The sequence below is a fragment of the Paenibacillus sp. FSL R5-0908 genome (genome assembly GCF_038006245.1).
In the GTDB taxonomy this organism is placed as follows: Bacteria; Bacillota; Bacilli; order Paenibacillales; family Paenibacillaceae; genus Paenibacillus_AQ; species Paenibacillus_AQ odorifer.
Window position 1 is genome coordinate 4,636,261 of the sequence record NZ_JBBOUV010000001.1, and the last position, 19,820, is coordinate 4,656,080.

General features: G+C 44.0%; 21 protein-coding genes. All 21 read right to left on the reverse strand.

The window, feature by feature from the left end; genetic code table 11:
- Positions 1 to 201: 201 nt before the first annotated feature.
- Entirely contained in the window at positions 202 to 1,341 is a 1,140-nt protein-coding gene (locus tag MKZ09_RS21060) for a 1-deoxy-D-xylulose-5-phosphate reductoisomerase (protein ID WP_076136412.1), read from the reverse strand.
- 21 nt (positions 1,342 to 1,362) lie between these two features.
- Complete coding sequence (locus MKZ09_RS21065; RefSeq protein WP_076136410.1) at positions 1,363 to 2,166, reverse strand: phosphatidate cytidylyltransferase; 804 nt, start codon at positions 2,164 to 2,166, stop codon at positions 1,363 to 1,365.
- A 20-nt stretch (positions 2,167 to 2,186) separates the two neighbouring features.
- On the reverse strand, positions 2,187 to 2,954 hold the full coding sequence (locus tag MKZ09_RS21070; RefSeq protein ID WP_076136409.1) for an isoprenyl transferase: 768 nt from the start codon (positions 2,952 to 2,954) through the stop codon (positions 2,187 to 2,189).
- Positions 2,955 to 3,032: 78 nt separating this feature from the next.
- Positions 3,033 to 3,587: a ribosome recycling factor gene (frr, locus tag MKZ09_RS21075; protein WP_076127832.1), complete on the reverse strand. Its 555-nt coding sequence runs from the start codon at positions 3,585 to 3,587 to the stop codon at positions 3,033 to 3,035.
- A complete protein-coding gene (gene pyrH, locus MKZ09_RS21080) occupies positions 3,587 to 4,315 on the reverse strand; it encodes a UMP kinase (RefSeq protein ID WP_036688491.1) in 729 nt (242 codons plus the stop codon). The genes frr and pyrH overlap by 1 nt, the downstream gene beginning before the upstream one ends.
- Before the next feature lie 102 nt (positions 4,316 to 4,417).
- Positions 4,418 to 5,068, reverse strand: a complete 651-nt coding sequence (tsf, locus tag MKZ09_RS21085) for a translation elongation factor Ts (protein WP_036688492.1) — start codon at positions 5,066 to 5,068, stop codon at positions 4,418 to 4,420.
- Between the two features lie 132 nt (positions 5,069 to 5,200).
- A complete protein-coding gene (gene rpsB, locus MKZ09_RS21090) occupies positions 5,201 to 5,902 on the reverse strand; it encodes a 30S ribosomal protein S2 (protein WP_036688493.1) in 702 nt (233 codons plus the stop codon).
- 161 nt (positions 5,903 to 6,063) lie between these two features.
- A complete protein-coding gene (locus MKZ09_RS21095) occupies positions 6,064 to 6,720 on the reverse strand; it encodes an endolytic transglycosylase MltG (protein WP_076201717.1) in 657 nt (218 codons plus the stop codon).
- Positions 6,717 to 7,295, reverse strand: a complete 579-nt coding sequence (locus MKZ09_RS21100) for a hypothetical protein (RefSeq protein WP_076201715.1) — start codon at positions 7,293 to 7,295, stop codon at positions 6,717 to 6,719. The genes MKZ09_RS21095 and MKZ09_RS21100 overlap by 4 nt, the downstream gene beginning before the upstream one ends.
- A 49-nt stretch (positions 7,296 to 7,344) precedes the next feature.
- Entirely contained in the window at positions 7,345 to 7,659 is a 315-nt protein-coding gene (locus MKZ09_RS21105; protein WP_076201712.1) for a hypothetical protein, read from the reverse strand.
- 51 nt (positions 7,660 to 7,710) lie between these two features.
- Positions 7,711 to 9,114: a DUF342 domain-containing protein gene (locus MKZ09_RS21110; RefSeq protein WP_076136402.1), complete on the reverse strand. Its 1,404-nt coding sequence runs from the start codon at positions 9,112 to 9,114 to the stop codon at positions 7,711 to 7,713.
- A gap of 29 nt (positions 9,115 to 9,143) precedes the next feature.
- Positions 9,144 to 9,932 carry a FliA/WhiG family RNA polymerase sigma factor gene (locus tag MKZ09_RS21115; RefSeq protein WP_076127824.1) on the reverse strand — a complete coding sequence of 263 codons (789 nt, stop codon included), beginning with the start codon at positions 9,930 to 9,932 and terminating at the stop codon, positions 9,144 to 9,146.
- Between the two features lie 90 nt (positions 9,933 to 10,022).
- Complete coding sequence (locus tag MKZ09_RS21120) at positions 10,023 to 10,433, reverse strand: hypothetical protein (protein WP_370510564.1); 411 nt, start codon at positions 10,431 to 10,433, stop codon at positions 10,023 to 10,025.
- Between the two features lie 2 nt (positions 10,434 to 10,435).
- Complete coding sequence (locus tag MKZ09_RS21125) at positions 10,436 to 10,933, reverse strand: chemotaxis protein CheD (protein WP_036688499.1); 498 nt, start codon at positions 10,931 to 10,933, stop codon at positions 10,436 to 10,438.
- Positions 10,926 to 11,519, reverse strand: coding sequence for a chemotaxis protein CheC (locus MKZ09_RS21130; RefSeq protein ID WP_370511156.1), 594 nt, complete (start codon positions 11,517 to 11,519; stop codon positions 10,926 to 10,928). The genes MKZ09_RS21125 and MKZ09_RS21130 overlap by 8 nt, the downstream gene beginning before the upstream one ends.
- A 36-nt stretch (positions 11,520 to 11,555) precedes the next feature.
- Entirely contained in the window at positions 11,556 to 12,017 is a 462-nt protein-coding gene (locus tag MKZ09_RS21135; RefSeq protein WP_036688501.1) for a chemotaxis protein CheW, read from the reverse strand.
- Between the two features lie 27 nt (positions 12,018 to 12,044).
- Positions 12,045 to 14,120: a chemotaxis protein CheA gene (locus MKZ09_RS21140; protein WP_076201710.1), complete on the reverse strand. Its 2,076-nt coding sequence runs from the start codon at positions 14,118 to 14,120 to the stop codon at positions 12,045 to 12,047.
- Positions 14,121 to 14,154: 34 nt separating this feature from the next.
- A complete protein-coding gene (locus MKZ09_RS21145) occupies positions 14,155 to 15,486 on the reverse strand; it encodes a protein-glutamate methylesterase/protein-glutamine glutaminase (RefSeq protein ID WP_076201708.1) in 1,332 nt (443 codons plus the stop codon).
- Positions 15,487 to 15,519: 33 nt separating this feature from the next.
- Complete coding sequence (locus MKZ09_RS21150; protein ID WP_076201706.1) at positions 15,520 to 16,401, reverse strand: MinD/ParA family protein; 882 nt, start codon at positions 16,399 to 16,401, stop codon at positions 15,520 to 15,522.
- Complete coding sequence (gene flhF / locus MKZ09_RS21155) at positions 16,398 to 17,783, reverse strand: flagellar biosynthesis protein FlhF (protein WP_076201703.1); 1,386 nt, start codon at positions 17,781 to 17,783, stop codon at positions 16,398 to 16,400. The genes MKZ09_RS21150 and flhF overlap by 4 nt, the downstream gene beginning before the upstream one ends.
- Positions 17,780 to 19,813 (reverse strand): flagellar biosynthesis protein FlhA, encoded by a 2,034-nt coding sequence (flhA, locus tag MKZ09_RS21160; RefSeq protein WP_036688509.1) that lies wholly within the window; start codon positions 19,811 to 19,813, stop codon positions 17,780 to 17,782. Before flhA ends, flhF begins: the two co-directional genes overlap by 4 nt.
- Positions 19,814 to 19,820: the final 7 nt, after the last annotated feature.

Genomic DNA, 19,820 nt, shown 5'->3' on the forward strand with positions numbered 1-19,820 from the left:
TTTATCATTATTCTCCGATCAGGCACAAGAGAATCAACTGTCCCAACCTATTTTTAGGGCAAAGTAAGTATTTCCAGTCAAGCAATAACGCCATCGGTGTCCCTTAAGGAGACGGTACGCGTTTACGCGAGAAATATAAGGATAATGTATAAAGTGAAACTTATACTTTCTTATATTTTTAAAAGGAGATCTTTCTACGTTCTACAGCGTAGCTGCCAGTTCTCGAACACGTCTATCACAGGATTCAATTTGTTCCAGATTCGGATTATGATCGTTATTATGACGATCTAGCACTTCTCCGATAATCTCCTCAATACGCAGAAACGAGATCTCATGACTCAAGAATCGAGCAACAGCTATTTCGTTTGCAGCATTGAAAGCCGTAGTCGCCGTTCCACCAGCTTTTCCACAATCTATCGCTAGCTTCAGTGCAGGGTAACGTTCAAAGTCCATTTCACGGAAGGTCAAACGTCCTATCTCAGCTAACGATAAACGCTGTGCCGGAGATTCCCAACGATCTGGATAAGTAAGTGCATATTGAATCGGGACACGCATATCGGGATTGCCAAGCTGGGCAATAATACTGCTGTCACGGAATTCAACATAAGAGTGAATGATGCTCTCCGGGTGCAGCAGCACATTCACTTGTTCATACGGAAGACCGAATAACCAATGTGCTTCAATAACCTCTAGGCCCTTGTTCACCATTGTAGCAGAATCTATCGTTATTTTCGCGCCCATGCTCCAATTCGGATGACGAAGCGCATCTTCTACCGTCACATCCTTAAGCTGATCACGCGTAAAGTCACGGAATGAGCCGCCGGATGCTGTTAAAGTGATGTAGGCAATATCAGAGATATTCTCACCATTGAGACATTGGTAAATAGCTGAATGCTCACTATCAATCGGCAACAGCTTAACTCCCTTACGATTCGCAAGATCAGTGACCAAATGTCCGGCCGTTACTAATGTCTCCTTATTGGCGAGTCCAATATGTTTGCCGGCTTCAATTGCCGCTAGTGTTGATTGAAGCCCTACGCTTCCCATAACAGCCGTTACGACCATTTCAGCATCGCCGCCAGCCGCCACTTCCACAAGCCCTTCATTCCCACTGTAAAGCTCTATACCAGAAGGTAGGCTGGATCTAATCTCATCTGCCAGCTCTTTCGTTGCCACAGAGACTCTACGCGGGTTAAAACGACGAACTTGCTCCAGTAATAATGCTGTATTTGTTCCGGCCGCCAAGCCATCTACTTCAAAAGAGTCTGGGTGCATTGCGATGACATCTAGAGTCTGAGTGCCGATCGAACCCGTCGAACCTAGAACACTTATTTTTTTCATAGTTATACTCTCTCCCTTCGTTTAATAGTAAGGCATAAGCATTACAATATGTACGAATGGAAATACGATAATCCAGCTGTCACATCGATCAAGAATACCGCCATGCCCTGGCAAAAGTGTACCTGAGTCTTTAATGCCATACGCACGTTTATAAGCTGACTGCACAAGATCTCCAAGCTGTCCTAATATCGCACAAGAAAGCCCAATAAGCAATGCTCGTCCTATCGTCAAGTGTTCAGGAGCAAGCAGCGCAAACACGATAGAAATAAGCATCGAGATCAGTACCCCGCCAACAGCACCTTCCACCGTTTTGTTAGGACTGATGGCCGGCCAGAGCTTGTTCTTACCAAAGCTTCTGCCTACAAAATATGCTCCCGCATCACTGCCCCAAATGCAGAACAGGAGCAAAAAAGTCCAGAACAAACCATGTCCGTCATCCGATGCACGAGCCACGGCCATATAAGAGAAGCCCATTCCAATGTATACTATACCAGTAAACAGCAACGCTGTTACTCGAATATCTAATTTATTCTTAGTAAAAACGGTGACCAGAAGGAACAATAACAGCAGAATCCAAATCCCTTGCTCCCAGGATAACGGCTCAGAAACACCAAGCAAATTCCATGGGATCATGAAGCTTAGAATAGCTGCGTAACCCAGAACAGTAGTACCGGAAAGCGTAGGAATACCTATCATTTTGACAAATTCATAAAAACCTATAAGAGCCATAGCAATAAGCAGAACCTGATACGGCCAGTTTCCCAGTACACATAACCCTAAAAATAATACTCCGGCAACAATTCCGGTAATCAATCGCTGCTTCAAAGGTTCCATCTCCTAACAAGCTACTTCAGTCCACCATAACGGCGTGTTCGTCGTTGATATTCAGCAACGGCCTGATGCAAATGCTCTTTGTCGAACTCAGGCCAGTACACATCAGTAAACCACAGTTCACTATAGGCAATCTGCCATAACATAAAATTGCTAAGCCGAATTTCTCCGCTTGTACGTATCAGCAAATCAGGATCGGGTAAACCAGCAGTTAATAGTCTGTTGCTAATCAACTCTGATGTAATTTCTTCTGGCGACAATATACCAGCTTGGATATCTTTCCCTAAACTGCGCATACAGCCTTCTATTTCATTGCGTCCACCATAGTTAAGAGCAAAATTCAAGATCAATCCAGTATTCTCTTTTGTTCGAGCTACCGCCTCTTCCATAGCCTTACGGGTATATGAAGGTAAAGCATCAGCGTCACCCATCATGCGTACTTGAACATTCTTTTCGATTAGCTCATCAAGCTCAATCGCCAGAAACTCCCCAGGCAAACGCATCAAGTAATCGACTTCTTCTTTCGGGCGTATCCAGTTTTCTGTCGAGAACGCATACATCGTTAAGTATTTAATACCCAATTCGTCTGCAGCGATCGTAGCACGTTTGACAGCCTTCATGCCGTTCTGATGACCCATAACGCGCGGTAAGCCGCGCCGTTTAGCCCAGCGTCCATTACCATCCATTATCACAGCCACATGCCGGGGAATGTTATCCGGTGAAATCTCGACTGACTGTTGCCTGTCTTTACGGCTCAGCCACGCTTGAATCCGTTTGATCATTTCCGTTTCCTCCAAGCTCTTATCAGAAAGAGACAAACCCCACCATTAACGGAGGGGCCTTAAGTCTCTTGAATATCATTAAACTTCCATAATCTCTTTTTCTTTGGAAACAAGCACTTTGTCAACTTCGGCTATGAACTTATCCGTTGTTTTTTGAATGTCTTCCTGATGGCCACGGGACTCATCTTCAGAGATACCGTTTTTCTCCATCTTTTTAATATCATCGTTGGCATCACGGCGAATATTGCGGATCGCTACTTTCGCTTCTTCACCAAACTTCTTAGTCAGCTTAACCAAGTCCGTCCGACGCTCTTCAGTCAGCGGAGGGATAGAAAGACGAATAATGGTGCCGTCATTGGCAGGTGTCAATCCGATATCGGATTTCATGATCGCCCGTTCAATATCAGACATCGATGTTTTGTCCCACGGCTGAATCAACAGTGTCCGGGAATCCGGAGTACTAATGTTGGCCAGCTGATTAATTGGAGTAGGTGCCCCGTAATATTCAACTTGAATACGATCGAGAAGTGATGTTGTTGCACGTCCTGCACGTAATGTCGCCAAGTCACGTTTTAGCGATGAAATCGCTTTTTCCATACGCTCTTCAGCATTTTTTTTGACCGATTGTGGCATTAATCTACACTCCCTTTAACAATCGTTCCGATCTTCTCACCGAGAACGACACGTTTGATATTGCCTTGTTCTGTAATGGCAAATACAATGAGCGGTATATTGTTATCCATGCATAAAGATGAAGCTGTTGAATCCATAACACCGAGGTTTTTGTTCAGAACATCCATATAAGTAAGCTGTTCGAATTTCTCAGCTGTACTATCTTTGAACGGATCAGCAGAATATACTCCATCAACCTTATTTTTCGCCATCAGAATAACTTCTGCTTCGATCTCTGCCGCTCTAAGTGCTGCAGTAGTATCTGTTGAGAAGAATGGATTACCTGTGCCTGCTGCAAAAATAACAACACGGCCCTTCTCCAAGTGGCGAATCGCACGACGACGAATGTATGGTTCAGCAATTTGCTGCATCGAGATCGAAGTCTGTACTCTTGTTGGCACATCGATTTGCTCCAATGCATCCTGCAGTGCAAGTGAGTTCATTACTGTTGCTAGCATGCCCATATAATCTGCAGTAGCGCGATCTATGCCGCTTGCGCTGCCCGCGATCCCGCGCCAAATGTTCCCCCCGCCACAAACAATCGCAACCTGAACGCCAAGCTCTACAACTTCCTTGATCTGTTCAGCGATGGAAATAATCATGTCGGCATCAATACCATATCCGTTTTGTCCTGCCAAAGACTCTCCACTTACCTTAAGGACTACTCTCTTAAATACCGGCTGTTCCAAATGTATACCCTCACTTTCTGCAAAAGACGGAACACTACGTGTACGTGTTCCGCTCTTCTGATGCTTGCCTTTATTCAATTCTTCACACTTATGATCAAACTATTATTGATTAACTTGTGCCATAACTTCTTCAACAAAGTTATCCACTTTCTTTTCCAAACCTTCGCCTAGTTCAAAACGAGCAAAACGACGGATCGAGATGTTTTCTCCGATTGTGCTGATTTTTTCATTCAACAATTGGGAGATTGTTTTGTCAGGGTCTTTAACGAAAGTTTGCTCAAGCAAGCAATATTCTTCGTAATATTTACCAATACGTCCTTCAACCATTTTTTCAATGATTTTCTCAGGCTTACCTTCGTTCAAAGCTTGAGCTTTCAGGATTTCTTTTTCTTTCTCAACATCTTCTTGTGGAACTTCTTCACGACGAACATAACGCGGATTTGCTGCAGCGATTTGCATAGCGATATCGCGAGCAAATTCCTTGAAGGAATCTGTTTTACCAACAAAGTCAGTTTCGCAGTTGATTTCTACAAGTACACCAATACGGCCACCAGCGTGGATGTAAGATTCTACAACGCCTTCAGTAGCAATGCGTCCTGCTTTGTTTGCTGCTGCGGACAGACCTTTTTCACGAAGCAATTCTGCTGCTTTTGTGATATCGTTATTAGCTTCTTCAAGCGCTTTTTTACAATCAAGCATACCAGCGCCTGTTCTTTCACGAAGTTCTTTTACTGCTTTTGCATCAACTGCCATTGTTTATTCCCTCCAGGTAATTGTCGTTTTCTTACATTATTCAAGGCCTTTATCCTAAAAAAAGGGCAGTGAGAGGTTATCCACCTGCCAACCACCCTTTTCATTTAAGTTCTTGTATGTGTTAGTCGCTACTTAAGCAGTAGTTGTGTCTTCGCCTTGGTGAGCTTCAACAACAGCGTCTGCCATTTTACCAGTCAACAATTTAACAGCGCGGATAGCGTCGTCGTTACCTGGAATTACGTAGTCGATTTCGTCTGGATCACAGTTAGTATCAACGATAGCTACGATTGGAATACCCAATTTGCGAGCTTCTGCAACTGCAATACGCTCTTTACGCGGGTCAATGATGAACAGCGCGCTTGGAAGACCTTTCATGTTCTTGATACCGCCCAAGAATTTTTCAAGACGATCTTTTTCTTTGCGAAGAAGGATAACTTCTTTCTTAGGTAGTACTTCAAAAGTACCGTCTTCTTCCCAAGATTCCAATTTCTTCAAGCGATCAATACGCTTTTGAATAGTTTGGAAGTTGGTAAGAGTTCCGCCCAACCAACGTTGGTTAATGAAGAACATACCGGAACGTTCTGCTTCTTCTTTTACGGAATCTTGAGCTTGTTTCTTTGTTCCTACGAATAGGATTGTGCCGTTGTCACCAGCGACGCTTTTTACAAAGTTGTAAGCTTCCTCTACCTTTTTGACTGTTTTTTGCAAGTCAATAATGTAAATTCCGTTTCTTTCAGTGAAGATATAACGATCCATCTTCGGGTTCCAACGACGAGTCTGGTGACCGAAGTGTACCCCAGCTTCTAGAAGCTGTTTCATGGAGATTACTGCCATCTTCACACACCTCCTAAGTTTGGTTTATTGTGTGTCTCCTCCGCCATGCGTCATCTTTCAGCAAGACTTTCTTCAGAAGAAAGCACCCCTTGTCGAAATCAACCGGCGTGTGTTTTAACACCGTCAATTACTATACCATATTATCTCATTGTATGCAACGATCACTTTAAAGTTATTAATTTCTCTATTATGGAGTCAATACTCTCTCCCTTATTAAAGCTATAAGAACCGGATTGAATTTTGGTATTAATCTTACGTTTGTTTGCAGCCTCTAGAAAAGTAGATTTATCTTTAATGACGCCAGCCTTCGCTAAAATATCTGTTGTTGCGGTCAATGTGCTGCCAGATGGAATTCGAACAGAAACACTAGCATTTGCTGTGACTTTAGGCGTTACAGGTGCTACAGCGGTTGGAGCGGCACTAGCTTTTGGAGTGATCTTTGGCTGCTCAACCTTCCCGTCAGTAGGCGTAGATGGCTTGTTTGGCGCAATGGCTTTTTCAGAGCTCTCAGGCGTTGTAGGTGACATTGCCGGCGTGGGGGAGGCTGCAGCAGCCGGCGCAGAGGGGCTGACGTTCTCCTTGCTTTCTGCGGTCGGCCCCCCGGTCTCTGTGATTTGCTCTTTATTATCATTCTCAGCTTCCACCGAGGAAGGTTCTGCAGCTTCATCGATGACTTTCATATTCAATTTCTCCGCACCCTGTAGAACTTGTTCTTTGGTAAGTGGAGCCGCTCCACCGGAGATCATTAATTGAAGTAATAAAGCGCCAGTAATTAGTCCTGTGCCTAGCCCGAACAAGAATGAACGGTTCTTAATCATACCGATTCCTCCTGTTTGGCAAGTTGCAGAATCAGTTGCACTTCCCCTCGCTGAAGTCCAGCCGTCTTGGCAATGGAGTCTATCGATTTGCCCTGCTCATGCAGTTCAAACAATCTTGGGTAACGTAATTTTATCGAACTAATAGGTTTCGCTTTCACATCTGGCGACACTGAACTCATCTCTGCTGGGAGAGACGGGTCTTCGTTAACACCAACTTTAACCTTAGAACTTTGTTCAACTGACACTGCAAGTTCTTTCAAACCCTTCTCTTCCTCGGCCACTCGTGCTTCTAGCTTTAAAGAGTTGTTCTGCAACTCTACCACTTGACGCTGTAATTCATTAACCTGTCCCTGCAGTACATTATGATTAGTTTGCGATTGTTGTTTAATACTACTAACTAATTGTACCAGTTCCTCATTCTCGCGCTCTATGTCTGCCATATATAGCTCGAGCGCAGCCTCTGTTTCTTTGAGGCTTTGCTGATTAGCTTTTCCTTCCTTTACACGTGCGGGAAGTAAAAGGGCATAAAGAATAGCGGCGACACCTACTAGCACAATATAAACCCATGGTTGCAAGTGCCTTATCTCCTTTTACATATCAGATGTAGATTCATGTAGATTCTTATTAAAGACTTAGATCAATTCGTTGTCCTTTGTAAGGATGCTCGGCATCACGGGTTGCAGGCGTGTTCGAGTGTTTATCTGAAGAAGAATTGCCACCTGAATGCTGATTGCTTTTTTCACCGCCATCACGTAAAGCAGATTCAGAAGACTCATCCACTTCTGTGCTTCGCATGGCCAATTCCTGACTTTGTTTTACATTTTGCCCAGCCAATTGATGTTGGTCGATAGCAGGACGTTGCTGAGATTCATTCTGAAGCTTGCCCGCCTCCGTGGTGCGAGGCAAAGCAATTTGCAGTTCCACCGGTTTTAGGCTCATCTTAACCCTTCTCTCACAAGTAATGGCCGGCCGCTAATGCTGCCCGCCCGATTAATTGTACGGCGTTAAAGATATATCCCCATCACTATAAATAAACACAACCCGTTCCGTAGCATCCTTAACAAATCGGGTATATCTGCCGATCATGATCTTTGAACCGCCATAAATGGTTTTGATAACCTCAACTCTCGCTCTACCTGTATCTTCTAACATTCTTTCTATCTCTAGTACCCGTTCTTTAATTCTTTTTTCTTCACGTTGATGGGATTGTTTAGTAGCATTTAATTTGACGCGAAGCGCCACTTTATCCGCAGGGAGCTGACCGTTAGTAGCCAATTGATTTAATAGATACAAAGCTTTAGAGGTTTTATCCTCGTTCTCCAGCAGCTGCCGCAGCTCTTGACGAAGCTCGTTAATCTCATTTCTAAGCTCTGGAACCACGCCTACCTCAATCACAGTCGCAGTGGACATGGTGTTACCTATAGTTCTTGCTACAACTCTTTCTCCAGACTGAACGATTCCACCCACAATCAAACCTTTAGAGCCGTTACAGATAACATCTCTACCCGCACGTATATTGGAATGCATAATACTCTGAGAAACAATTACATCTTCCCCAGCGGTTACGTTTCCATCTTGAATGAAAGAAACCTTCACACTTTTTCCAGCGGTAACTTGGCCTTTGTTATATCCGATAATTCCACCAGTAATTTCAATGGAGCCCCCAGAGATTAACTCTGCACCTTCAACGCCGCCTACAACCCGAATATCACCGGCAGACTTTACAGTGAAGCCTGAAAGGACATTCCCACGTATGACGACCGTACCTACAAAATCAATATTTCCAGTGCTGTAATCCACATCACCATTCACTTCATATACAGGAAACACATTGATTTTCCCGTTATCAGTTAACGTGACCAGCCCATCAATCGCTGCGTACATTGAAGTGCCCTCATTATCAATGAGTACATTTTTCCCGATTTTAAAATGAGCTTCCTTTCCAGCCTTGAAAGCAAGCTCATCGCCAGTTACAGTCATCCCTAACTTTCCAGGCTGGGCAGGGATAATTTTAGCTATTAACTTTCCTTTAAGCACATTCTGAAGCCGGACCAAGTCCTTATAGTCGACCTTACCATCCGCTTTTTCAAGCGGTTTGCGGTCCTCTTCCAGATCAACTGTAAGCATGACTCGTCCATCCGTGCCATGCACAGCAGGATAACCTGCAGCAATCGGAACTTTACTCCAAAAAAACTCCTCAGGATGACTACAAATACGTTCAACAACATCACTCTTGATACCGTAGCGAATATTGTGACTGTGCAGGAAGGCTTCCAGTTCTGTAGATGAGCAGGAAAAATTCTCATCTTTTTTGGAGAACTGCAAATACGCGATCCCTTTGTCCTCCGAAAAAGTTATACTCAAGTACTGATTCAAAGCATATTGACCGATCAAATTTTGCTCCCCCTTGTCACCGCTAACGGTTAATCGTTCTGCATAAGGAGATCACGGTTCTTCTCGAGCGTTCCCCTCAGCCGCAAAATAGCTTTGGAATGCAACTGCGAAATTCTTGAAGGAGATAACGACATGACCTCAGCAATCTCACTTAAAGATAAATCTTCATAATATAAAAGGGACACAACGGTCCTTTCTTTCACCGTTAATTTCTCAATACCTTTGGTGAGCGCTTCGCGCAAGTAGAATTCATTTACCTTGCTATCCGGATTCTTAGCTTTATCGTCCACCAGTATGGACATTCGGGTCTCTGATTCCTCTTCACGAATCGGGTCTTCCAGTGAGCAAAGTGACATCACAGCCACATCCTGCAACATATTTTGAAATTCCAGTTCACTAATATTAAGGTATTGGCTCATTTCCTCGTCACTAACTGACCTTAAGTGCTTCTGCTCCAGCTGCTGATAAGCGTCCTCAATTTTTTTAGCTTTTTCCCTAACGGATCTAGGTACCCAATCACTTTGGCGTAATGAATCTAATATCGCACCACGCACACGCCAGGACGCATAGGTCTGAAATTGCAATCCTCGTTTGTAGTCGAATTTCTCAATCGCATCAATTAGTCCCATAACCCCATTGCTGGCTAAATCATCTTTGGATACATTCTTGGGTAATCCCACAGCCAAACGACTGGATACATAATCAACAATATGGAGATAACTCTCTATCAGCTTCTTTTTGGCATCAGGGTCTCTGTGTTCTTTCCACTGTTCCCATAGCTCGTCAGTTTCCAATTGAGAAGCTTTACGCTCGTTCAATAGCTTTCACCCTTCCCAAAGTTTAGTCAGCGAGCATTCGCGGCGAAATGTACCTTCCAATAAGATCACCGATTCCGCCTCAGCCCTCACTTATTCTTCTTTCAGGTGACGAACGGCCTTGGCCAATTCTTCAGGATCCTTCATCGAAACTAGCTTAGGAGGTGTAAGAGGCTTAAACCCCTCGCTATTTTCGTTTCCTTGTCCTGGCTTCGGTTTTAGTAGATTGATTAATTCTTCATCCTCATTAGGGGTGCTGATGTCCAGCTTCGCCCCTAGTTCTTCACCACCAGTATCCACTTCATCTGGAGGCGATGTTTGAATCATAATAAAACCCAATACCCATCTTAAGAGGAAAGCAAGCAGAAACCAGATGATAAATGCAATTAGGCTTCTTAATAAACTAGTACCCAATACATTGTTACTGTAGGTTACAAAAAAGGTAAATATGAAACCTACCAAACCCGACACCAAGTTTATCAAAATGTTTCCAATCATATTCATAATTATAGTTCCTTAGCGCCTTTTTGCACACTGCGAATAAACAATATACCAGTGTTGCAGGCTATTTCTATCGTACGGCCATAATTGCCGCCTGTGTCTTCTGCGATTAACGGAATTTTTAAATTTTCAAGTGCTAGTTTACAAGATTCAACATTACGAGGCCCGATCCTCATGGTGTCGCTCCCCCCGGCAAAGGCAAACATTTGTGAACCTCCGGCCATCTTGGCTACGATCCGGCTCCGAACCGCCCCAAGCTCTAGCAGACGGGATAAGAGCTCCGGCACTGCAGTATCTGCAAACTTAGCGATGTTTAACTGCCCTTCCCTAGCAATCTCAGATGATGGGAGCATCACATGCGCCATCCCTGCGAGCTTTTTTCCAGGGTCAAACAATGTTAATCCCACGCAAGAGCCAAGACCTGTGGTACGAATTAAACTGTCTTGGCTTCCAACGTTAAGATCCGCCATCCCTACTTTAATAATGCTTTGTTCTTCAATCATTTTCAAAAGGAACTCCTAGCGATTTGAAGATTTTCGGGAATGATTCCGGATCGGGAATAAGGAAAAATTGCCCTTCAATTTCGTTTTTCCCTTCAAAGAAGGTAGTGTCGATCAACAAAGCATCGTCCCCCATCTGCCCGAATTGCAGCAGACCGTAGCTAAGGATAGCGCCAGCCATGTCCATAGCAAGGGCCGGCACGGTTGGATACATAGAAAGTGCGGTGAAGTCTGCTAGAGAAGAAAGATACGATCCTGCCAAAATATTACCAATTTCGCTTAGTGCAGAAAGCTCCATTTCTCCAAGCTCTTCATCACTCGATAGCTCAATGCCTGCAATACGACTAAGCAAGTTCATAGCCGCTTCTGGTGACAGAATGAAAAACAGGTTACCTGGAGCTTCACCCTCCACACGTAGAAACACCGCATATACAAGTTCTTCGGCTCCGCCAACTTTATCTGTTATTTCTTCAAAGTTAAGGAGCTGTACCTTAGGAACAGCCATATCTATCGGCTTATTCAAGAGCTGTGATAATGCGGTGGCTGCATTTCCAGCTCCAATGTTCCCAACTTCCTTAAGCACATCCATTTTGAAATCCTTATAGTGCTTAAATAGTTCCACAGGTTAGCCCTCTAGGCTTTCTAATTGAACGATTTCGCTTTTGTTAAGCACTTCTGACAAGTTAAGCATAATCAGTAAGCGCTCGTCTCCAATCTTGGCCACCCCATCCAAATACTTTGCCTTGATGCCGCCAACAACATCAGGAGGTGTATCAATAGAATCTCTGTTCAAATCTATAACATCATTTGCAGAGTCTACAATGAAGCCTACTTCCATTTCATTAACAGACACGATGATGATTCTTGTCTGATCGGTGTGTTCAGCCTCTTCGATGCCGAAACGGCCCCGTAGATCAATTACAGGAATAACAACACCACGTAAATTAATTACACCTTTAATAAATGAATAGGTCTTAGGTACACGAGTAATGGGCATCATGCGCTCAATAGTTTGTACCTTTTCAACTTCAATTCCATATTCCTCTACGCCTAATTTAAACACTATCACTTTAATATCTTCAGCCATGGAATGAACCTCCCTGTTCTATCCTAGTTATTTAATAAAAGCGTTCGGATCAATAATAAGTGCTACTTGACCATCACCAAGAATGGTTGCACCAGATATTCCTTGTACATCAGGCAAATATTTACCCAGATTCTTAATCACAACCTCGTTCTGGCCAATAAAATCCTGTACTGCTAAGGCAACTAATCTTTCTCCCTTGCGCACAACTACGATTTCTGTTTCTTCTTCAGTACTCTCATCATAATCCGGTACAGAAAAGAGGCGACTTAGAGAAATCAGAGGAATATGCGAATCACGGAATTCTACCATTTTATTTCCATGGATTGTACGGATCTGAGATTGCTTCACGATTCCCGTCTCCACTATAGAGGTCAAAGGAATGGCATACTTCTCGGAACCTAATCGGATAAGCATTGCAGCAATGATTGATAGAGTTAGAGGCAACTGCACTGAGAAATTTGTTCCTTTACCTGGAGCAGAATAAATCGTTACATTGCCGCCTAAAGAAGAAATCTTAGATTTCACTACATCCAGCCCTACCCCGCGGCCTGAAACATCAGAAATGACCTCTGCTGTACTGAAGCCTGGGGCAAATAACAACTGAAAAGCTTCATCGTCCGACATACTGGCTGCCTGCTCTTGTGTTATAACACCCTTCTTCACAGCAGATTTCAGAACCTTTTCCGGATAAATCCCTGTTCCATCTTCTTCGATCTCAATGAAGACGTGATTACCACTGTGGAAAGCCCGCAAATAGACCGTTCCGGTCTCGGGCTTACCAGCAGCAACACGATCCGCAATAGATTCGATCCCATGGTCAACAGCATTACGCAATAAATGCACCAGCGGATCCCCGATTTCGTCAATGACCGTTCGGTCTAGCTCAGTTTCTGCTCCTGTGATGATAAGATCTACTTTTTTATCTAGTGACTTGGCTAGATCACGGATCATACGTGGGAATCGGTTAAATACTGTATCTACCGGAACCATCCGCAGCTTCATTACAATATTCTGGAGATCTCCGCTTACCCGGCCCATATGCTCAACCGTTTCTGTAAGATCACCATTTTGAACCTCAGAAGCCAGCTGTTCCAATCGGACACGGTCGATAAGAAGTTCACTGAATAAATTCATCAACACGTCCAAACGTTCAATATCCACACGAATGGTACGTGATGGTGCCCCACCTGTTTTGTGAACTGCAGGTTTGTTGCCCTCTTCTTTGGTTGGCAGGGGTTTAGCGGCAGAAGCCGCAGGTGCAGCTGCTGCTGGAGCCTCAGTAGTCGTGGCAGCCACTTCAGAGGCAGCTGCTGCTGTTTCTTGACCCAGCTGTTGCAGAGAGTCTTGATCCAATGCTACTGCCGATACCTTATCAATCTCAGACAGATTTAGTATCATAGCCTGAATTTGATCAGCACTTTTTTGAGTTATGTAATAGAGAGAGAAGCTTTGATCAAATTTCTCTTGTTCAATATCCTGAACGGATGGGAAGGATTTAACCACTTCACCTGAACGCTCCAAAAGATCAAACACCATATATGCACGTACTGCCTTAAGCTGACAATCCTTGCGAATGGTTACGTCCACATATAATACTTGATGTCCTTCTTGAATCGACTGTTCTAGAACAGAAAATTGAAACTCATCTAAATGAATCGGGGTTTCAACCGCTTGTGCAGCAGGTCCTGAGCCAGAAGCTGCCTCACCACCCGCAACAGGAATCTCTCCCCGGACTATAGCCTGTAAGGAGGAGACGATAGACGAAACATCCGCTTTACCCTCGCCTCCTCCCGTAATATCCTCAACCATAGACTCCAAGGCATCCAAACTTTTGAACAACGTATCAAAAATGAAATCCTGCATGCGCAGTTTGTTGTTGCGTACCAAATCAAGAACATTTTCCATTTGGTGTGTGAGTGAAGCCAAATCTTCAAAGCCCATAGTTGCTGCCATACCTTTTAAGGTATGCGCAGAGCGGAATATTACCTGCACAATACTAATGTCCTCAGGATTCGCTTCCAGCCCCATCATGCTCTCGTTCAATGACTGCAGATGATCGTTCGACTCATCAATAAACATGGATAAATATTGGTTCATGTCCATCAGTGAGCACCTCCCCTTTGAGTTCGCTTTTCTGTTATTTAACAGCTTGCACCAGCCTTGGAGCAATTTCTTGCAAAGGCAGTACGTGCTGGACGCACTGTAATTCCACCGCAGATCGCGGCATTCCATATACGACACAAGTTTCTTCGCTTTCAGCAAAGGTTGAGGTTACCCCAGAGTCGTATAAGGATTTCATCATTCTTGCCCCATCACTACCCATCCCTGTCATTAGTAACAAATGACGTTCTAACGATGTGAGCGGCAGCAATGATTCAAATAAAACATCCACAGAAGGTCGATGGCCATTACGAGCCTCCTCCTTTGTGAGTACAACCGCATATTGCCCTCTAGAGGATGGGACAACTTGTAAATGATAGCCTCCAGGTGCTATATAAGCAGTACCTTTTTGCAATATCATCCCCTGCTCAGCTTCAATCACTTCTAGCGGGCTAAAGGTATTCAGTCGCTGGGCCAGTGATTTGGTAAAGTTAGGCGGCATATGCTGCACAATAACAATAGGTGCTGGAAAATCCGCAGGAATCTTCTCCAGAAATACCTTTAGAGCACGTGGTCCACCAGTAGAGCACCCTACGGCAACCAACTTTTGTAGATCATTACTCCCATACTTCCGGACCTGAGGATTTGCAGGAGCGTCAGAAGACACTTCCACTTTAGGTTTAGGCAACGGTTTTGGTGGGGTAGCGTTATTCTCCACTCTTGACCTTGCATTACTCTTTTCTGATAAAGGTGGTGGAGTAGAGATTAATGGTTTTGCTGCTCTTTTAGGAACAGTATGATCTAACGGCTGCTTCACCCGCGGTTTTTTGGTCACTTCATTTTTGAGTGAAGCTTTAGGTTCTACCTTGGGTTTGCCGGTTATCACTCTCGGTACAGTTGGCGGTGCGACTTCTACTGGCGGTATGTCTGGCAACTTAAATGCAGAAGCACGTGCTTCGCGCTGCTCCCGGGCCATCATAGCCTCTTTCATTTGTTCCCTTAAGGATTCTCCCACTCCCATGATATCCTGAGAGTTGGTAATCGAAGGTTTACGAATAAAGTCAAAAGCGCCCCATTCCAGTGCAAGAATGGTTTCCTTCATGCCCTCTTCATTGATCCCTGACAGCATAATCACTGGCAGAGGGTCTGAGGCCATTATTATTTTCAGCGCTTCCAGGCCGTTCATTTCTGGCATTTCTACATCCATAGTAACCAGATCAGGACGAAGCTCATTGATTTTTTCGATAGCCTCACGACCGTTTTTTGCTGTTGCCGTCACCTGAAAGTCAGCGTCATTTTCAATTAAATCGGAAATGATCTTGCGCATAAATGCCGAATCATCAACAACCAATACTTTATATGGCTTCATATCATTTCCACCTCTGTCCCAAATTCAGAACAACTATTTACTTCGCTTTAACCATTTATGGATAAAGCCTTTAATCCCTTGGACTTTTGTGGTCTTTTGAGAATCAATGGTCAAATAACTTAGGGCAAGCCGATGTATATCCTTTGCAGCAATACTGTTTGGAAAAGCCAATGTGAATGGCGTTTGCCTTTTGACAGCCTGCACTACATGGGCATCTGAGCTTATGTGACCAAGATAAGAAATATCTAATTGCAAAAAACGACTGGCGGCCATTCGGATCTTGTCGCTTGTCGCTATGGCTTCCCTTTCATCACCTGCCTGGTTCACAATCAATTTAAAGGAAGTCTCAGGATAGGAACGATTCACAACCTTCATTAATGCGTATGCATCTGTGATAGCTGTTGGTTCTGGTGTAGTAACCACTAGGCAATCGTCGGCAGAAGTTATAAACTTCATCGTTTCCTTAGATAATCCAGCACCAGTATCGAACAAAATATAATCCATGCTGTCCGCGATAAGTGCTATTTGATTTGTGAAATAATCAAGATCAGACTCTGAAAGAGTAAATAGCTCATCCAGTCCAGAGCCACCTGCTATAAAAGGGAGCGAATTCGGACCGTATTGAATAATCTGCTCGATATCCGCCTCTCTTTTTAACAAATGATAAAGATTATATCTCGCTGATACGCCCATCAACACATCTATATTAGCCATGCCGATATCTGCATCGAACAGCAAAACCCGTTTGCCCATAGCCTTTAAAGTTAAAGCGAAGTTAAGTGTAAAATTCGACTTACCAACGCCCCCTTTACCACTACACACCGTAATGATCCTGGCGGATGATCCCCCTCTTACAGCTACTTTAGAATCCTGACTGGATACAAGCTGTCTTAAGGATTGTGCCTGATCCATCATGTTTCACCTGTTCCAAGAAGCAACTCACTCAGCTGTTCTTTGGTAGCCATAAGCAGGTCATCAGGTACATTTTGACCATCGGTCATATAAGACAAGGTAAGTGGGAAGTCATTCAGGACATTAAAGAGCGGGCCGTAACTCCCCGTCTCATCCAGCTTTGTGAAAATAACCTTATCCAGTCTATATCTGCCGAAATGCTCTGCAATAAGTTTCATATCACGGCTTTTGGAGGTCAAACTAAGCACAAGATAGGTTTCACTCCTCAATTCCTTCGCAAGCAAGCTTTGCAGTTCTGCAACTAACATATCATTGCGATAATTTCGGCCAGCTGTATCCATTAATACTAGATCACAACTCTCCAAACGAAAGAGTGCTCTTTGCAAATCTCCTGGCGATTGGACAACCTCCAGTGGAACATTGAGGATAGCAGCGTAGGTTCGCAACTGTTCAACAGCTGAGATTCTATACGTATCGGAGGTGATAAAACCTACCTTGCGTCCGTGCTTAAATAGCTGTTCTGCCGCAAGCTTAGCTATGGTTGTGGTCTTTCCAACTCCAGTGGGTCCGGCAATATATACTATTTGAGTATCCCGGGCAATTCCATCAGCAATTCGTCCTGTCAGGAAACCGTCAATCTGTTCTTTAAGAGATCCCATAAACTTCTCTGGTCCCCAAGTGCGCCCTTCCTCTACCCAACGTTCCGAGATGTTACTGATCCATTCCTCAACAAGCACAGCATCCATTTCTTGCTCTAATAAAAGATCCCGTAGCTCCTGCAGACTGTCCGGCAATTCTCTTCCACCTGAGGATTGTCTGGCAATTCGCTCCATCCAGAGCTTCATATCCCTAATCTCTCGAAGAACATCATTTTCGAGGGCGGTGGCAACCTCTGGCGATTGTTCTAATCCCAATGATTCATACAACGCTGATATAGAAGGTGCATCTTCCAGATTTAATTCAGGAAGTTTTTGCTCAGGCTCTGGCTCCGGATGCTTGGCTATCGATTCTTGTACATTGATAGCTTCCGATAAGGCTGCGGCAATCTCCGCAAACGTCCGTGACTCTTCTGGCTTTTCTAATGAAACAGAAGGTACGGAAGCTATAGAAGATGTAGTTGAAGCAGATGACGCTTTTTGATAAGCCTGTGGTACTGCACTCCGTGGAATGTTCATCGCTGGCGCAGCCGGCTTTTTTGGAACATTATTCTTCTCTGCCTTTTCTACTGCTGCTACAACTTCTATTTTCTTCTTCTTAAATAACCCTAAAAATCCGCCGATTTTGATTTCCTTTGTACTTAAAATGACGGCCTCGCTCCCAAGCTCGTTGCGAATGGAAAGCATGGCGTCAGGCATCGAATCGACCACGTAACGCTTCACTCTCATAAATTCACCACTCCGACGCTTTGTATTTCAATGTTAGGCTCTAGCTCGCTATAAGACAGTACAGGAATATCCTGCATCGTTCGTTCAATCACCTGCCGCAAATACATACGAATGGTTGGTGATGTGAGCACTATTGGCTGTTGCCCTGTCTGCAGCAATCGATTAATCTGTTCACTTAACCGCTGATAGATCGTTTGTGTCGAAGTTGGATCTAGGGCCAAATAACTTCCCTGTTCAGATTGCTGCACACTCTCGGAAATTTTCTTTTCAAGATTAGGTCCAACCGTGATGACTTTCAATGTCTCCCCTACTTGTGAGAATTGCTGAGTAATCTGTCTGGACAAGGACTGACGAACATATTCAGTGAGAATATCCGGATCCTTGGTGTATGTCCCATAATCCGCCAATGTCTCAAAAATCGTAACCAAATCTCTGATCGATATTTTTTCACGAAGCAGCTTAGCAAGAACCTTCTGCACATCCCCAATCGCCAATACGGAAGGAATAAGATCGTCGACGAGCACTGGATAATTATCCCTAAGGTTGTCCACCAGCATCTTAGTTTCTTGTCTTCCTATCAGCTCATGTCCATGACGTTTGATTAACTCCGTCAGATGTGTTGCGACAACAGATGGAGGGTCTACTACAGTATAGCCGGACAATTCAGCCCGCTCTTTAACCGATTCATCAATCCATAATGCTGGAAGCCCAAAGGATGGTTCAATGGTCTCAATACCATTTATAGATTCATCATCATATCCTGGACTCATTGCAAGGTAATGATTAAGTAATAATTCACCACCGCCGACTGTATTTCCTTTAATTTTTATGACATATTCATTCGGTTTTAGTTGAATATTGTCGCGAATGCGAATAACAGGTACTACAAGACCCATTTCTAGGGCACATTGCCGTCGAATCATGATGATACGATCTAGCAGATCGCCACCCTGACCTGTATCCGCCAAAGGAATAAGACCATAACCAAACTCGAATTCAATGGGATCAACTGACAGCAAATTAATGACACTTTCCGGACTTCGTACCTCTTCAATCTGCTTCTCTTCAACAAGTTGCTCTTCGGCAATCTGTTTCTTATTTAAATTTTGTCCCATACGGTAGGCTGCAAAAGCCAGCAATCCGGCCAATGGGAGCGTTGTAATCATATGTATGGGTGTAAAGAGTCCAAGAAAAGCTACCGTAACTGCGACAATATACAACAATTTCGGATAGGACAACAATTGTCCTGTCAGTTCTTCTGCAAGATTACCTTCCGAAGAAGCTCTAGTAACAATCAAGCCGGCTGCTGTCGAAATCAGCAAAGCTGGAATTTGACTGACGAGACCGTCCCCGATGGTCAATACAGAATACGTGGATAACGCAGTAGCAAAGTCCATCCCGTGAACCATCATACCGATGATAAATCCACCGATGAGATTGATCAGCAAGATGATAATACTCGCAATCGCGTCTCCTTTAACGAATTTACTCGCACCGTCCATGGCTCCGAAAAAATCCGCTTCACGTTCTACGTTACGCCGGCGCTCACGTGCCTGGGTTTCGTTAATCATGCCTGCGTTAAGATCGGCATCAATACTCATTTGCTTACCGGGCATCGCATCCAAGGTAAATCTAGCGCCTACCTCAGCTACGCGCTCTGAACCTTTGGTGATAACAATAAACTGAACGACTACCAAGATCAGAAACACGATAAACCCAACAGCAATTTGTCCGCCAGCGATCCAGCTACCGAAAGTAGATACCACTGAACCGGCATCTCCGTAAGTCAGGATCAGTTTTGTAGTCGAGATGTTAAGTGACAGACGAAACAGTGTGGTTACTAGGAGCAATGAAGGGAAAATTGAAAATTCGAGTGCATTTTTCGTATTCATAGCAACCAGAATGATAATTAATGCAATTGAGATATTAATAACAAGCAAAACGTCCAATAGCCAGGACGGGATAGGCAGAATCATCATAAGCACGATCCCGATGATGCCTAGCAAAACTGTTAAATCTTTAGCTTTCAATGTCCTA

What these genes read in the sequence shown, in the direction of transcription:
- MKZ09_RS21060 (WP_076136412.1), bottom strand. Translation starts at nt 1,341, where the DNA reads ATGAAAAAAATAAGTGTTCTAGGTTCGACGGGTTCGATCGGCACTCAG.
- MKZ09_RS21070 (WP_076136409.1), bottom strand. Translation starts at nt 2,954, where the DNA reads ATGATCAAACGGATTCAAGCGTGGCTGAGCCGTAAAGACAGGCAACAG.
- frr (WP_076127832.1), bottom strand. Translation starts at nt 3,587, where the DNA reads ATGCCACAATCGGTCAAAAAAAATGCTGAAGAGCGTATGGAAAAAGCG.
- tsf (WP_036688492.1), bottom strand. Translation starts at nt 5,068, where the DNA reads ATGGCAGTTGATGCAAAAGCAGTAAAAGAACTTCGTGAAAGAACAGGC.
- rpsB (WP_036688493.1), bottom strand. Translation starts at nt 5,902, where the DNA reads ATGGCAGTAATCTCCATGAAACAGCTTCTAGAAGCTGGGGTACACTTC.
- MKZ09_RS21095 (WP_076201717.1), bottom strand. Translation starts at nt 6,720, where the DNA reads ATGATTAAGAACCGTTCATTCTTGTTCGGGCTAGGCACAGGACTAATT.
- MKZ09_RS21105 (WP_076201712.1), bottom strand. Translation starts at nt 7,659, where the DNA reads ATGAGCCTAAAACCGGTGGAACTGCAAATTGCTTTGCCTCGCACCACG.
- MKZ09_RS21120 (WP_370510564.1), bottom strand. Translation starts at nt 10,433, where the DNA reads ATGAATATGATTGGAAACATTTTGATAAACTTGGTGTCGGGTTTGGTA.
- MKZ09_RS21125 (WP_036688499.1), bottom strand. Translation starts at nt 10,933, where the DNA reads ATGATTGAAGAACAAAGCATTATTAAAGTAGGGATGGCGGATCTTAAC.
- MKZ09_RS21130 (WP_370511156.1), bottom strand. Translation starts at nt 11,519, where the DNA reads ATGGATGTGCTTAAGGAAGTTGGGAACATTGGAGCTGGAAATGCAGCC.
- MKZ09_RS21135 (WP_036688501.1), bottom strand. Translation starts at nt 12,017, where the DNA reads ATGGCTGAAGATATTAAAGTGATAGTGTTTAAATTAGGCGTAGAGGAA.
- MKZ09_RS21140 (WP_076201710.1), bottom strand. Translation starts at nt 14,120, where the DNA reads ATGGACATGAACCAATATTTATCCATGTTTATTGATGAGTCGAACGAT.
- MKZ09_RS21145 (WP_076201708.1), bottom strand. Translation starts at nt 15,486, where the DNA reads ATGAAGCCATATAAAGTATTGGTTGTTGATGATTCGGCATTTATGCGC.
- MKZ09_RS21150 (WP_076201706.1), bottom strand. Translation starts at nt 16,401, where the DNA reads ATGATGGATCAGGCACAATCCTTAAGACAGCTTGTATCCAGTCAGGAT.
- flhF (WP_076201703.1), bottom strand. Translation starts at nt 17,783, where the DNA reads ATGAGAGTGAAGCGTTACGTGGTCGATTCGATGCCTGACGCCATGCTT.